At 43.8% G+C, this 14,514-nt stretch carries 11 protein-coding genes and 1 tRNA gene; 3 read left to right on the forward strand and 9 right to left on the reverse strand.

The genetic code is table 11. The features are described 5' to 3' along the window. Positions 1–19: 19 nt before the first annotated feature. Positions 20–652: a nucleotidyl cyclase domain-containing protein gene (locus tag BDE36_RS14545; RefSeq protein ID WP_128767550.1), complete on the reverse strand. Its 633-nt coding sequence runs from the start codon at positions 650–652 to the stop codon at positions 20–22. 223 nt (positions 653–875) lie between these two features. On the opposite strand from BDE36_RS14545, the gene BDE36_RS14550 reads away from it, so the two are divergent. Then, positions 876–946: transfer RNA gene (locus BDE36_RS14550), tRNA-Gln, on the forward strand. A gap of 60 nt (positions 947–1,006) precedes the next feature. Here BDE36_RS14550 and BDE36_RS14555 read toward each other — a convergent pair. Further along, positions 1,007–1,585 carry a PhnA domain-containing protein gene (locus tag BDE36_RS14555; protein ID WP_128767551.1) on the reverse strand — a complete coding sequence of 193 codons (579 nt, stop codon included), beginning with the start codon at positions 1,583–1,585 and terminating at the stop codon, positions 1,007–1,009. Between the two features lie 137 nt (positions 1,586–1,722). On the opposite strand from BDE36_RS14555, the gene BDE36_RS14560 reads away from it, so the two are divergent. Both BDE36_RS14560 and BDE36_RS14565 read left to right on the forward strand, forming a co-directional pair. Then, on the forward strand, positions 1,723–2,217 hold the full coding sequence (locus BDE36_RS14560) for a DinB family protein (RefSeq protein ID WP_128767552.1): 495 nt from the start codon (positions 1,723–1,725) through the stop codon (positions 2,215–2,217). A 137-nt stretch (positions 2,218–2,354) separates the two neighbouring features. Continuing rightward, on the forward strand, positions 2,355–2,720 hold the full coding sequence (locus BDE36_RS14565; protein WP_128767553.1) for a group III truncated hemoglobin: 366 nt from the start codon (positions 2,355–2,357) through the stop codon (positions 2,718–2,720). A 306-nt stretch (positions 2,721–3,026) separates the two neighbouring features. Here BDE36_RS14565 and BDE36_RS14570 read toward each other — a convergent pair whose 3' ends face one another. From BDE36_RS14570 to BDE36_RS14600, 7 genes are all read right to left on the reverse strand, one after another. Beyond that, entirely contained in the window at positions 3,027–3,947 is a 921-nt protein-coding gene (locus tag BDE36_RS14570; RefSeq protein WP_128767554.1) for a helix-turn-helix domain-containing protein, read from the reverse strand. A gap of 140 nt (positions 3,948–4,087) precedes the next feature. Continuing rightward, the gene (locus tag BDE36_RS14575; RefSeq protein WP_141815454.1) at positions 4,088–4,930 is read right to left on the reverse strand and encodes an SDR family NAD(P)-dependent oxidoreductase; all 843 of its coding nucleotides are present in this window, start codon (positions 4,928–4,930) and stop codon (positions 4,088–4,090) included. A gap of 136 nt (positions 4,931–5,066) precedes the next feature. Further along, on the reverse strand, positions 5,067–6,668 hold the full coding sequence (locus BDE36_RS14580) for a DUF6377 domain-containing protein (protein ID WP_141815455.1): 1,602 nt from the start codon (positions 6,666–6,668) through the stop codon (positions 5,067–5,069). Between the two features lie 117 nt (positions 6,669–6,785). Then, positions 6,786–7,790, reverse strand: coding sequence for a DUF4973 domain-containing protein (locus tag BDE36_RS14585; protein ID WP_141815456.1), 1,005 nt, complete (start codon positions 7,788–7,790; stop codon positions 6,786–6,788). 20 nt (positions 7,791–7,810) lie between these two features. Further along, a complete protein-coding gene (locus BDE36_RS14590; protein ID WP_141815457.1) occupies positions 7,811–9,817 on the reverse strand; it encodes a RagB/SusD family nutrient uptake outer membrane protein in 2,007 nt (668 codons plus the stop codon). A 12-nt stretch (positions 9,818–9,829) separates the two neighbouring features. After that, positions 9,830–12,892, reverse strand: coding sequence for a SusC/RagA family TonB-linked outer membrane protein (locus tag BDE36_RS14595; RefSeq protein WP_141815458.1), 3,063 nt, complete (start codon positions 12,890–12,892; stop codon positions 9,830–9,832). Between the two features lie 103 nt (positions 12,893–12,995). Beyond that, positions 12,996–14,381 carry an IPT/TIG domain-containing protein gene (locus BDE36_RS14600; RefSeq protein WP_141815459.1) on the reverse strand — a complete coding sequence of 462 codons (1,386 nt, stop codon included), beginning with the start codon at positions 14,379–14,381 and terminating at the stop codon, positions 12,996–12,998. Positions 14,382–14,514: the final 133 nt, after the last annotated feature.

Raw genomic sequence — 14,514 nt, forward strand, 5'->3', positions numbered from 1 at the left:
CCAGAGAAATAACATAGGTTTATTCAGTTATCAGTGATACAAGTTTACGATATATTCCGATAGCTTTTTCCATTTCACTCCAATTAGCCGCCTTCGCCAGCTTATTTATGGTCGACTGGCTCTTCTTCAGCTTTTTGGCTGCTTCCATCTGGGTAGCACCCATCAGGAGCTCTCCCACTGTTTCAGCCTGCTTTGACGACATCTTTTGCATTAGCAGATCCACAAAAACGGCTATTCCCTGCAATCCGGCGTCTATCTTTTTATCGGCACAACGCAGGGCAAGCCGGTCGCTTGTCTTGCTTAACAGGTCGAGTTCCCTCCCTGAAAGCATAAAAGCCTCCCCTTTGGCCGTCGCCATATTCTTAATGGGCTCTTCAACTGGACCTATTCCAATCGCGATCCGGATATCAATATCCTCGCTTTTATCCTTTGGATCACTCTGTTTAGCTATCGCTCTTAACCTGAGTGCCAGCGTTAAAGCCTGTTCTATATCGCACAAGGCATGAAAGCTGTCGCCCCGGTAAAAGTCGCTTTTCGCCTTTTGCCCCTTAAGCTCGGTTTTAACAGCAAAAAGCAGCTCATCCAACTGCTTCTCGCCGAGTGTACTCGAATTTACAATATCTGCCGTAAGTACTGCTTTCTGTGGTTTCATATACGAATATAGTCATATCTGGCGATATTTTAACATTATAGCCAAATATGGCGATAATTAGAAATTATCACCAAAACCGGCGATACATAGAAACACCAATAAAAACTTCATTTTGACGCAGAAGAAAGAAAAGAGAAGGAAAATTTGAATTAGATTTCCATCAAATCATTTTTATTGTATTTTTGCAGCGGAATACAGAAAACCATTCTGGTTTTGTTCTTATAGTCTTGTAGTGTAATGGTACCACGTCAGATTCTGGCTCTGAAAATCTAGGTTCGAACCCTAGCAAGACTACAAAAAAAGCCCCCTGCATCATATAATGCAGGGGGCTTTTTGTTTAAGACGGCCGTAATGTTATACCGATTTTCTTACAAACCTGGTAAGGATCACAATCGTGTCGCCGTTTATCTTCCCTTCTATCTGGTCGGCATTATCAGGCACCAGCTTAATTTTCCGAACCATCGTTCCCTTGGGCGCGATGTAACTTGTTCCTTTAACGTTAAGGTTCTGAGTCAGGATCACCGAATCGCCGGTTTCAAGAACAACGCCGAAACTATCTTTATGAATCACCTTCCCGGCTTCCAGGGCGTCCTCTGCGTTAGCCCATTCCACCAGCGACTCATCCAGATATACCGATTCAATCGTATCCCTCGCCCATTCTTCGGTAGACGATAACCTGCTCATTATTTTATACGAAAGTACCTGCACTGACGGCACTTCGCTCCAGATGCTCCCCTCCAGGCAACGCCAGTGATGCGTATTGGTGTAATCGCCGGATGCTATCTGCCCGAGGCACTCAGAGCATAAAACAACCTGGTTTTCGATCGACTCGTTTCTGGGAGGAACAGTATAAGCGTTTAAATCACTATCCGGATTTAAGCAAAGCTCGCAGGCTTGATTACTGCGGTTCTGTAATTGTGGATTTATTGACATTTGCCCGCAAAAGTAATTTTAAAAATGGAAAATCAAATACATGACGCATTTGCCCACTTAAAAAGCCGGTTTCACCACCTCCAAAAGTGTAGAGTGAGCAGTACCTTTGTAATACACCAACGCAGAACCCTTGAATTATGGAAACAAAAACGGCAAGCAACAGGACTATTGGATTTTTGTCACTATTCGACATGCATACTACCTTTTTTCGGCGCGCTCTCGACGGCATATCAGAAGAAGACATGCATAACCGCTTAAATACCCAGGCCAACCATATGGGATGGATCAGCGGTTCTGTCGTCCAGCAACGTTACTTCATGACCCAGGAAACACATCCCGGCTTAAAACAAACCGGTGATGAGCTATTCAGAGAAAATCAGGGTATTCTCACCAATGCGAAATATCCTTCGGTGGCAGAATACCTGAAAGACTGGGAAACAATAAGCCCACTGGCACGGGAGGCTCTGGTAGCCATTGGAGATGAAAAGCTTGACAGCACGATGGACATGGGAGGCATGAAAATGACCTACTACGAAGTTATCAGCTTTACAATGTACAGGGAAGCAAACATGATCGGGCAGCTTGCACTATGGCGGAGGCTCCTCGGTTATCCTGCACTGAAATATGATTAAGTGCACCCCGCGCATCATAAAATTTTAATTACACAAGCGCGATCATATCTTTAATGGTTTATTTCATTATTTTTGTTGCATAGAGAGCTGCATTCAGCTGCTCTGTTCCGGCATGATGAGAGCCATTCTATAGGTTTATGAAGCGTGATATTTGCGGTCCTGACGACGTTGTACTTTTCGTAAATGAGTTTTATGTCCTGGCATTGCAAGATCCGCTCCTGGGACCTGTTTTTGCACATGCGATAACCGACTGGACCCCGCACTTAGACCGGCTATACAAGTTCTGGAACAGCGCTCTGTTCGAAGAGCTCACTGTCACCGAGCAATCTATTTCAAGTCACAGCACATTAAATGTTGACCGCGCCCACTACGACCGCTGGTTACTTCATTTTAACCGGACTATAGATACCTATTTTGAAGGGGAAGTTGCCAATCGGGCTAAGAAGAAGGCAGCACAAACAGCCGGATTATTCTTATCGCACCTGAAAGCGTCAGGACGTTAATAAAATCAGACATTTTCAGTCCTCCTTACTCACTGATGGCAGACTGCTGGCAGTCTGACGGCAGGCTGATGGCACATTTGTTCGAGAATTCATCGACTGGGCATGCTGATTTCATCGAGAATTCATCGACACGGAGTCGTATAACCAGGCTCGGGCCGTAGTATGGCTGAGCAATAAACCTGAGAGCAGTCTGCCGTCAGTCTGCCAGCAGTCCCGAACTAGCCCCCCTCCCTTGAATAACTCACCTGGCGTACTGCTGCGTGACGCGACCTGGAGGTTCACTGCGAATCCTATGCTGAGAATTACTCAGTTAAAAGATCGCCTGAACTCGAGCGGAGAAAGGCTGGTCTTTGTTTTAAAGAGCTTACTGAACGACTGCGGATGTTCAAAACCCAGCGCATAGGCTACTTCACTTACAGATAAGCTGGTAGTAGAAAGTTTTTCCTTTGCCTTTTCAATCAGTTTATCATGAATGTGCTGCTGTGCATTCTGCCCTGTTAGGGTACGAAGCATATCACTTAAATAGCTGGGCGAAAGATTCAGATTCTCGGCCAGATACTGAACCGTGGGGATACCCTTGCTTAAAGCGTGTTCATTATTAAAATAACTGTTTAGCAGCTCCTCCAACCTTTGCAGAAGATCGTGATTAACCACTTTCCGGGTAATGAACTGGCGCTTATAAAAACGGTTGGCATAATTCAGCAATAGCTCAATCTGCGAAATGACCACGTCCTGACTAAAGTCGTCAATGCGGCCGTTCAGCTCCTCTTCCATAATCCTGAAAATAGAGAGGATAGTAGTTTTCTCGTCTTCAGAAAGGTGCAGCGTTTCGTTGGCTGTGTACGAAAAGAAGCCATACTGACTGATCTTCTTCGCAAGCGGATACCCCAAAAAGAAATCAGGGTGAATAAGCAAGGTATAAGCTGAGCATACCGTTCCTTCGCTCTCCACTCCTCCCATTACCTGGCCTGGAGAAGCAAACAGCAAGCCGCCCTCATCGAAATCGTAATAGCCCTGTCCGTATTTTAATCTGCCACCGAGTTTAGGTTTATAAGAAATCTTATAAAACCCCAGTACATGATGAACAAAGGGTGGTATTACTTCCGACCATGAAGGCGCCCCGTTGATCATGCTGATCAACGGGTGCTTAGGTTGAGGCAATCCAAATGCGCGATGGGCATCAGATAGTGTCTCAAATTTATGCGGGCTTTTTTCGTCCTTTTTCATTAGAACAATTTGTTTTAAATGGCACTGAAGCAAACATGAGCACTTTATTGATGCCGGTTTGTGAGCTTCTGAAAATGCTCATGATGGTTTCACTTTAAATAAAATAAAAGATAGACTGTTTTAATATGCAAGTTACAAATTTATTCAGCAACGCCCTGCGCTGAACTTGAAACAGCATCCCATTGTTCCCAAAGGGCTAAACGTTCTTCATAAGCAGCCTTCACCCACGATAGATTCTGACTACCTAAATTGAATCGTAGCGGCGGCTTTTCGGCATCTACAACTTGAAAAAGTGCTTGTGGTGTAGCATTCGGATCACCTTTTTTCATGTCTTTCAGTTGTCCAAAAAATTGAGCTTTGAAGTTCGCGTAAATATCCATTCCTTCAGCGAACTTTAACGAGGCCTCACTGCCGAATTCCGTAGCATAAGCTCCCGGTTCGATGATGGTCACTTTGATCCCAAAATCCTTAACCTCCAGTGCCAGGCTTTCGTGAATAGCTTCAAACGCCCATTTAGATGAGCAATAGTAGCCAATTACCGGGAGAACCACATGACCAAGATTGCTGGACGTACCGAGGATATGTCCTCCACCCTGCTCACGAAGCAAAGGCAAAGCAGCCTGGATAACAGCAAGCGTTCCGAAAACATTGGTTTCGAACATTGCCCTTACATCTTCTGCACTTGCCTCCTCTATTGTTCCCACCAACGAATACCCGGCATTATTTAGCACAATATCCAACCTTCCAAAATACGCATACGCCTCGTCGACTGCTGCTTTTGCCTGAGCAGGGTTCGTCACGTCCAATTCGAGCGCTAAAACGCTGTCGGCATACTTTTCTTTCAGTGCAGCTAAACTATTAACATTACGAGCCGTAGCTGCCACTTTATCGCCACGCTCCAGGGCGGCCTCCGCCCAAATACGTCCAAAACCACGCGAAGCGCCGGTAATGAACCATACCTTACTCTTCATTTCATTTTCCATATCTGATATTTCTTATTGATATAACAAATATCAGAATGCAGGGCGCGTGACATGTAGTCTAATTGAGGACTTTTGTAGCCTAATTGAGGAAACCAAAGATGAGCACTGTTCATCCAAAAGGGGCAGAATCAAAAACTCAAGGCTCCGTAACAACCTTAATATCCATAATGGAGGTATCAAAATCATCCGGTTTTACCAGGGCTTTAGTTTTGATTCTGAATTTGTATGTATATACCGTATTAACGCTATACTCAAGTATTTTGGCAATCGTCTCGTTATCAGTAATTCCGAGCCTTACCAGTGCGAATATCCTTAAATGTGCGTTCAGCACTTCGTTATCTCTGGGCCAGATCTGGTCTTCCGGCTTTAAGAGTGCGTTGAAAGACTGAACGAAGTTGGGAAACAGCTTTAAGAATACGCGGTCGAATGTACGAAAGAGATGATCGCGCTCCTTTTTAATATTAATCTGGCCAAAGAGCGCAAGAATGTCTTCGTATTGCTGGCTTTTCATCTTTCGTTCACCATTTCTTTTGAGTTTTTCGAGCTTCAAGATATATTCAGAAAATATATTGAAGAAATAACCTATGTATTCCTCTTTAATGCGAGCATCTTCCGACAGCCTGACATTTATCTTTTCTAACTGACTGTTCTTCTCTGCGATGATCCGTTCCTTAACACGCAGGCGTTTAAGCTGAATAAAGACAATGAATGATATAAGGCTTATAATAACTACGATGATCAGGCTTGTTAAAAGATATATGATGAATTTATTTTTAGCATTCTCGGTTATCAAAATTTTATTCGCAGCGATATCCGGCAAGATAGACGCGATCTCAATTTTATGGAGGCGCGATCCGTAAAATTCGGCATTGTTCAACGCCTCCTGCATAAAAAAGTAGGCATCCTTTACATCTCCAACTCTATACAAATTTCTTCCAAGCTTATAAATGGCCACCGTTTCTTTTATGGAAGACTTTATATCATTGATGGCGGCAATATATAATAGTCTCATGCGCTCATCCCCTTCATAATGATCGGCCAGAGCTGCAGCAATCATAGCCGTTTGATGCTGAGTGAGCTTATGACGATAAAGCAGCTCCTCATAGTACTTATAATTACTCAGCTTTTGCCCAGCGGTATCCGGGACCTCTGCTTTGTACATAATTTGTTCAAACGATCCCTTCTCAGCCAGTGCAATCGCGCTGTCGAGGTATTTATGTGATTCTTGCCGATAATGTTCGGCGTAATATTTATCATTATTATAGTTGGCAAGTTCAGCGTAAAACACACATTTTAGCCGGTAATAAAGCCTCTTCGACTTTGGATCAAGAATTTTTGGATCAACCTGATCCAGGCAATCCCGGGTTTCTATAAACATACCCGACGACATCAGAATAATACCCAGCTTTATTTTACTTTCATATTGCTTAGGTAAATCATGCATCGCCACACTCAGCCTGATCATTTTCTGAGTATACACATATGCAGAATCATACTGGTAGCTCTTATACTCTTCAAACAACCTGTTGCATAGCTGATACTTCCGGTCAAGATCGTTAGATGCACACCGTTCAAGTTCCAGTTTCAGACCAGCGATCACACGCTCTTTCTGATTGTCGTAAACGCTCTTTCTAGCAAGTTCGGCCTTCAGCTGAGCCATCAGCTTCGCATTCCCATTTTCGCCCCTTACAGCAAACGAAATCAATAAAAATAAAAACGGGTAAAAAAGTTTCATCATATAAAAGTTCTTGCGCAGTCTAATCTAGAATTAATAAAATGGTAACTATCAAATATATTACAATAAAAAAAACCTGCAAGTTGGTACCTGCAGGTTTTTTTATTGGATATGGTTCTTTTACCACTGTATTGCCTGATCGTCGTCAGGAATAGTGATATTTCTTCTCCGCTCCATAGTCATAGATCCTTCCGCTTTGTACCGGATAGGCATATTCGGAATAGAGGTAATGTCGTTGTATTTGTATTTGATATTGACAGTAGTGTATTCACTAACCAAGTAAGGCAAGGTAGGATCTACAACCTTTTTGATCTGATATGTGGGCTGGCTCAGCAATTCAAAGTTAATTGCAGGATTTTCGGCCTGGACTGTAAGGGCACCTGTTCTGCTTCCGTCGGCGTTTTCAACCGGCTCGCCAAAACGCATAAGAATCTTGTAATCACCACGCTCTTCTGATCGTTCTTCCACCATACCGGCATAAAAGAACACGGTATTTTCATCTACCACCCAAGCGTTCTTTGTACTCATAACCATTGTTTTTGGTTCCGTATCACTGTCAAAAACAATGTTCATAGATGTTGCGGAATAGCTTCCTGAATAGTCATTGAATGGTTTCACATACAACAACGCCTTTCGCCATCCTTTACGGTAATTAACTGCATAGGAAGGGTCGTCCTTTATTGTAAGCGGAAGCACCCAGCGTTCTACGAGATCAAGGTTGAAGAACTTGAATTTAATCTTGTGGTTCGCGGTATGCGAGCCTTTCGGAATAAAACAGGGACCAGCAGGCAGTTCAAAAAATTGAGCAGGCAACTGTTTAAAATATAAATCAGTACGGTACTGATATTTTCCCTGATTAAATATGTTCAGGGTGTCGTTGTCAACCTCAACTTGTACGTTGAGATCCTTTTGATTCTCCTGCGTTCCGCTCACAATTACAGGAAGATTATACTCAACCTCTCCATCCTTCTTGTAACGGAGATATACTTCCGTCACTCCTTCACTTCCAATAGGGGCTTTAAACGAAACCATGTTGGTAAACAATTCCTCCTCCCACTCATCATTGCATGCAGCGAAGGGCATAATCAATGTCAGTGCTACGATATATTTATAGAAACTTTTCATGATATAAATCCATTATTAAATTAATCAAAAGATGGCCAGCCCGGTGCCTGTGTCAGGCGATTGTTCTTACGCAGCTCATCCCAGTGAATAGGCCAGAAATACATCTTCTGAGAGAAGGCGGTTTGCAGGAGAGGAACACGTACTGGTGAATAGAAAAGAGCGGGATTGCCCTTAGCTGTAATCAAGGTATTGTATCCATAAATCTGCTTCGCATCTTCTACCGGTGCATCTTTCCATCTTCTTAAGTCATAGTAACGCTGGTTTTCGGCCAGCAATTCTATTTGCCGCTCATGTTTGATGCTGTTACGTAGGCTGGCTTGATTTGCATACACTGTCGTTTCGTAATTGGGAACTCCTGCGCGAATACGCACAGGTGAAATAGCTTTGCTCATCTCGTTAACATCCCTTGAAATAATATAAGTCATCGCTCCATCCCATGATGGTATGTTATAAGAGCCTGACAGCTCATTGAGTGCTTCTGCATACATCAGAAGAATGTCGGCATACCGAATGGTGATTTCCACTTTAGGGTAAATTTTTCCGTCGTTATCGGCATTATCTTTCGGGTTTACATATTTCATCATCCCAATCCCAGTGGGCAGCCAGCGATCGCCATTCACCCTTCCTTCTCTTTCCCCACGGTAATAAAATATCTGTTTATTTGTATTCTCTCCTACGTTCTTGGTAGCGCTTGACATGGTCCATAATGCCCCGCTAAAAGCAACGGATGCGTAAAATCTGGGTTCCCGGAGCGCAAACTCTTTCCAAACGTTCGCTTTCAAGGGTTTAAACTGGTCCACTTCATTGCTTTGCACGAACATATTCGAGCCATATTTCTGCAATATCTCAGCCCTGTTAAATGGACGCCCATCGTTCATGTCATACGCATCGCATTGCTTCAAAGTAAGACCATGGCTATTCCATCCTCCCGCTGTCTGCGGCATCTGATGCCTCGTTAATGCGATTACGCCGTGTTCCTGATCAGTTTGGTTCTCGCCCCTCGTGAAGATCATTTCCGTGTTTTCCGAAGCATAGAGGTCGCCGTTGAACAGTGAGCGGTATGACTCGAAGGGATCTATATTGGCCCATCCTTCAGGGAAATTCTTGTTCGAGTACTCAGGATGATGCGGCGGAATTATAGTCGCAGGATAAGATTCTGTACCTTTAATCCTCCTGTCAGCCGTATAGAGCTTATATAAGTTCAATTCAATAACATCTTTAGCTGCAGCTGCAGCCTTTGCCCACTTTTCTTCGCTATATTGTTGCGAAATTAAAACCCTGCCCTGATCATCTGTGAATCCTGCCATCTCCGCGTTTCCGTTCGCTAAAGGACTAGCTGCAAATAACAGCGCTTTTGCCCTCGTTGCTAAAGCCGCACCACGTGTAGGACGGGCAATATTACGGTTATCACGTTTCAATGGAAGGTCTTTAGCTGCCAGGACCATTTCAGAAGAAATAAAATCAGCTACCTCATCGTAGGTATTACGAGGGAACGACAGGTTATCATACGTTTGATCATAATCGACTCCCTTCTCAGGCATGAGGGGTACTGGACCATATTTCCTTAACAGCAACCAGTATAAGTAAGCCCTGATAAAACGAGCCTCGGCCTTATATTGAGCTACCTCATGATCGGTAAAGGTGCCTCCTTCAGAAATTGTATTAATCATTATAGAAGCCTGGCGGATACCGGCGTACGACTGTGTCCAGGACTGATTATACCAGCCTTGATCGTATTCACCAAATTTAAATCTTCTGTAATCAGCGCCGTTTCCCCCTTCGTTATAAAACATGTCATCTGCATAGTTAGAGACCGTATAGTTTTTATGCCCGATTTCCAGGTTATAATCTAACAACTGACTGTAACAATTTGCTAACCATTGTTCAGTGTAGTCTCTGCTGTTAAATATCCGTTCTTCACTTTGCCTGTCGTCGAAGAAATGTTCTACGCTCAGGTAGTCTTTACAGGAACTAGTAAAAAGCCCTGTGCCAACTAACAGTATAATTATTATGTGCTTTGCTTTCATTCTTTTTTTCGTTTATAGAGTTGCACTTACACCAAAGGTAAAGGTCTTTGCCAGCGGATACTGCTGACCGTTGGAACTGTTCATTTCGGGATCCCACAATTTAAACTTGGAGAAAGTGAGCACATTGGTGCCCATAAAGAACAGCCTCATACTATTTACGTGAAATCTATTGATGAGCCGTTTCGGCAGATTGTACCCTGCCTCAACTGTTTTAAGGCGCAGGTATGAACTCTCCCTAAGCCAATATGACGAAGGCCTGTAATTGTTGCCATTTCCACCATAACTTAGTCTGGGATAGGAAGCGTTAACATCTTCATTCTCGCCCAAGACCCAGCGGTTTGCCTCAACTACGTCCGTTAGGATATTACCCCAGTCTCCTCTGCTAAAGGGATACACCGTATAGCCATTGATAAAGAACGACGATTTACCTACCCCCTGAAAAAAGACGTTGAAATCAAAGTTCTTCCATTGACTTACCAGTGCAAAACCATAAACAAGGTTAGGATAAGGAGTTGCACCAACAGGTACAATGTCATTAATGTCGTCTATTTTTCCATCACCATTGATATCCTTGTATTTAATATCGCCAGGCATAACAGGTCCGAACGTTTGTGTCGGGCTGTTCCTGATATCTTCATAATCTTTAAAGAGTCCAAGAGCTATCAGGCCCCGGTTCTGGTTTACTCGAAATCCGGCCTGAGTATTGTACGGATAATTACTGAACTGCTCGTCGTATTCCAGAACCTCATTCTTACCGTAGGTCATCGTACTACGCAATGTGAAATTTATCTCCCCTATTTTTTGAGAGATCTTTAACTGTCCGTCAAAACCCTTTGACACAGCAGAGCCAACATTAGCCCGGGGTCTGGCACCTTGCAGCCCAACACTAGCCGGTATAAAGTCTCTTGACATATAGATTCCATCCCGTTGCTCGTGAAAATAGTCAAGAGCTCCACTAATTTTGTCGCGGAATAATGAAAAATCAAGGCCAAGATTATGCTTGGTAGCCACTTCCCATGTCACAGAATTAGAGGCTATATTATCATAGGTAAGGCCGGAAAAACTGAAGTTACTTTCGATATCTCCCCAGTTATACCCCGTTGCGTTTTTGAAAGAAGCGAGGTATGGAAAACGTATTGGCATGTAATCATTCCCCACCTTACCATAGGAGTAACGGAGCTTGAACATATTCATCCAGCTCAGATTTTTCTTTATAAACGGCTCTTCTCCAATATTCCAGGCACCGGAAATGGCTGGAAAAAGATCAAACTGGTGACCAGTGGCAAAGTTCTCAGAACCGTTGTATCCAAAGTTAAAATCGAAAAAATAACGGGATTTATACCCATAGGTTAATCGTCCGGCGAGCCTTTGGTTACGCCGCTCAATGCCCTGAATCAGATCTGTTCCATAATCGGAAGTGTTTACCTTCTTTTCCTGGGTATATTGCAGCGTACCTCCCATATTATGATTGCCAAGGGTTTTAGCATAGTGAAGTTCGCCTTGTAAAAACTCCATTCGTTCGCCATTCGCATTGGAAAACTGAGTGAGCAACTGTTCAGTTATACGACGCTGAAATATCAGATTTCCATCTGAATCCCTTAGGCGTTCTGCTTCCCATCCTTCAGGCCATTTCATTCTTCTGATATGGTTCCAGTTATTCGTATCGTAACCATATCTCCCAACAAAACGCAAGCCTTTGGTTACGAAGTTCAGATCCTGTTCCAGCGTCACATTGGTTTGGATCTTATTCTCCCAGTTCTCAATGTAACCCTGTTGAGTGATCAACGTCCATGGATTATTTCGTTCTGCCCCCCCTCTCGAAGCTACATACCCATTGGTATAACGGATGGGGATGGCAATGGGATTCTGTCCCATCAATGAGGCCCATATTTCATCATAAGTCCCTCCCGGCAGATTCTGCTTACCCAGCGATCCTGCTATTCCAACCTTCACCAGGGTCGTTTTCGTAAGGTTCATATCCACATTGGAGCGGTAATTCCATCGTTTATAATTGGCATTGGTATTGTAATCTTTTATCGTTTTGTCGACAGCGTACATACCGCCCTCGTCAATATAACTACCCGATACAAAATACCGGGCCGTAGCGCCTCCGCCGTCAAAGTTCAATGAACCTCTTTTTGTATAGGCTCCGTCTTTAAGGAACATTTTCATCCAGTCGATATTGGGGAAAAGGTCCGGATCCAGACCGTCGCGGATAAGACCCAGATCGTCTTCTGAATAAAACGAGGTCTGATTACGCGTGCTGCGCGCTTCGTTCATTAATTGAGCGTAGGTATACCCCCCTACAAACTCTGGAGTGAAGGTTCTGGTGTTGTAAGAACCTTCTGCTTTCCCACTAATGGCAACTTTACCAGCTTTTCCGCGTTTAGTGGAAACCAGAACAACACCGTTTGCCCCGCGCGAGCCATATATAGCCGTTGCTGATGCGTCTTTTAGTACCGAGAACGATTCGATATCTTCGATATTTATTTCATTCAGACTACGCTCAAAACCATCTACCAAAACAAGAGCGGCTGTACCTGCACCGAAGGTGGAAATACCGCGAACCCAAAACTCAGCAGCGTTATTTCCCGGTTGTCCGCTACGCTGCATGGTTAAAACCCCCGCCACGTTTCCGGCTAGCGCATTGGTGATACTGGAACCCGGCGTTTTTAAGGTTTTGGGATCTATCATAGAAACGGCCCCCGTCACTGTTGCTTTCTTCTGTGGGCCCGTGGCCGTAACTACAATTTCCTCGAGAGCATTTGACTCAGCTTCTTTCAATACAACATTGATCTCCAGCTCATCTTTAATCAGTATCTCCCGGGTCACAAATCCTATAAAGGAAAAGACCAGCACCCGGTATTTGTCGGTTTTTATCGTATACTTCCCATTGATATCGGTTGGCACTCCCAAACCCGGCATATCCTTCACTGTAACAGAAACGCCCGGGAGAGCTTCATTCTTTTCATCGACTACCCGCCCTTTGACGGTCACAGGTATTCTGTCATTCTGCCCAAATACCTGGGCACAACAACCCCAAATCCATAAAAGGATAATTATGTATTTCTTCATGTGTTCTTATTTGTATCACCTGCCTGCCATTACATGATGAGTTCCACCATGTAAACGAAGCAAATAATCTTTACTGAAAAACTTGGTTAAGTTGCGGCTATAACTATTCGACGCTGATTGTTCGGATCCTCTTATTGTTCATCTCTGTGATGTAGAAGATTTCCCGTACTGCATCATATGCTATACCACTAGGTTTATTGAAACGGGCTTCTTTTCTCAAGTCACCATCGATATATCCTTCTTTCTTACCATCAGAAGAAGGGCTCCCTTTACCTGCAAAGGTTGATACCTCTCCGGTTGGAGTCACCACACGGACACTGTGATTATCGACATCACACACGTAAAAATCGTATTCGTCCTCCTGGCCTGCATAAGCCGGATTTTTTACAAACACACCCTGATAAAGCCAGCCAAATCTGGCTGAGGTGCCAATGGCATCCACATCGCCTCTAAAACCTTGAGCTCCCGCGAAAACAATAGGTGCCTCCAATTCCTTAGTCGTCCAGTTGTACCTGCTCTTGTACACACAGCCACCTTCCAGAAAATAGGCAAAGTTACCGGAGGGATGAAAGAAGATTGTAGTCTTTATACTGTTATTTCCACCTACTCTGAAAAGTTCCTTGGAATTTAACCCTCCAAGTACAGGATCGTAGAAAGCCTTCAGTAATCCTCCACCCCACCAGGTGTTAAAAAACATAACCCGATCCACAGGATGATGCGCACAGGCATAGCTAGTGCGATCATATAGGTAGGGGTGCACTCTCCTGAAATTCTCGGAACGCAGAGTATAAGCTATGGCCACTGTATTTTTATGATCTGCTCCGTTGTCATCCACGATAAAGAGTGTGTCGTTATCAAAGCTTAACGTAGCAGTCTGAAGTGATTTAAAAGAAGCCTGTCCATTTGTGATCAGAGTAGAAACCATCCTATCGTTGATATCAACTCTTCGAACCAGTTGATCACGTTCCACTACAAAAAGCGAGTTAGTGTTTCGCTCAAAAAGCACCCAGGTCGGATTATTAAAACCGGCTTCTTCAAAGGTCCCGTTTACAACTGCCGAATTGCCGTACTGATCGACCTTTCCCACAAGAGTTCCGACTGAAACCCTTGGCACATAAGTAAATTCCTCGCTAAAGACATGCTCCGCAAGTGGTGTTCCATCGTCACCATTGATCACTACTTTTACCTCACCGGTATTGGTGCGTTTCGGGACGATACAATAAACCTTATCGTCAGAAGCTCCAATGACATTGAGCATGCGACCGCCGATTGACACCTTTATCCTCGAAACGTCGGTCCCTAAATTAGTCCCGTAGATATAGAACCTCGTGCGAACTGATCCTTCCCGGGGCGAGTAATCGCTGAACTCCACCGGCTGGCTCGGATCTGGTCCCTTGCCTACCTCTTCTTTTTCTTCGTCCTTCTTACACCCCCCCAGGGTGAGAAGACAAATGAGTGAAAAAAGTAAATACTTAGTAAAAACTCTCATATGTTTGAATTTAGATTGTTAGTAAGCCAAAGTTGTATAATTACTTTCACCTCGTTTACTGCAGCAGAACCCCTCCAAATAAAATCCAGACAACAAAAACACTAATCAATTAATAAACAACCACTTAACATCG

Origin of the sequence: Arcticibacter tournemirensis (assembly GCF_006716645.1) — a bacterium.
GTDB lineage: Bacteria > Bacteroidota > Bacteroidia > Sphingobacteriales > Sphingobacteriaceae > Arcticibacter > Arcticibacter tournemirensis.

Coding starts and splice junctions, on each gene's coding strand:
- BDE36_RS14545 (WP_128767550.1), bottom strand. CDS start 652: ATGAAACCACAGAAAGCAGTACTTACGGCAGATATTGTAAATTCGAGT.
- BDE36_RS14555 (WP_128767551.1), bottom strand. CDS start 1,585: ATGTCAATAAATCCACAATTACAGAACCGCAGTAATCAAGCCTGCGAG.
- BDE36_RS14560 (WP_128767552.1), top strand. CDS start 1,723: ATGGAAACAAAAACGGCAAGCAACAGGACTATTGGATTTTTGTCACTA.
- BDE36_RS14565 (WP_128767553.1), top strand. CDS start 2,355: ATGAAGCGTGATATTTGCGGTCCTGACGACGTTGTACTTTTCGTAAAT.
- BDE36_RS14570 (WP_128767554.1), bottom strand. CDS start 3,947: ATGAAAAAGGACGAAAAAAGCCCGCATAAATTTGAGACACTATCTGAT.
- BDE36_RS14575 (WP_141815454.1), bottom strand. CDS start 4,930: ATGGAAAATGAAATGAAGAGTAAGGTATGGTTCATTACCGGCGCTTCG.
- BDE36_RS14580 (WP_141815455.1), bottom strand. CDS start 6,668: ATGATGAAACTTTTTTACCCGTTTTTATTTTTATTGATTTCGTTTGCT.
- BDE36_RS14585 (WP_141815456.1), bottom strand. CDS start 7,790: ATGAAAAGTTTCTATAAATATATCGTAGCACTGACATTGATTATGCCC.
- BDE36_RS14590 (WP_141815457.1), bottom strand. CDS start 9,817: ATGAAAGCAAAGCACATAATAATTATACTGTTAGTTGGCACAGGGCTT.
- BDE36_RS14595 (WP_141815458.1), bottom strand. CDS start 12,892: ATGAAGAAATACATAATTATCCTTTTATGGATTTGGGGTTGTTGTGCC.
- BDE36_RS14600 (WP_141815459.1), bottom strand. CDS start 14,381: ATGAGAGTTTTTACTAAGTATTTACTTTTTTCACTCATTTGTCTTCTC.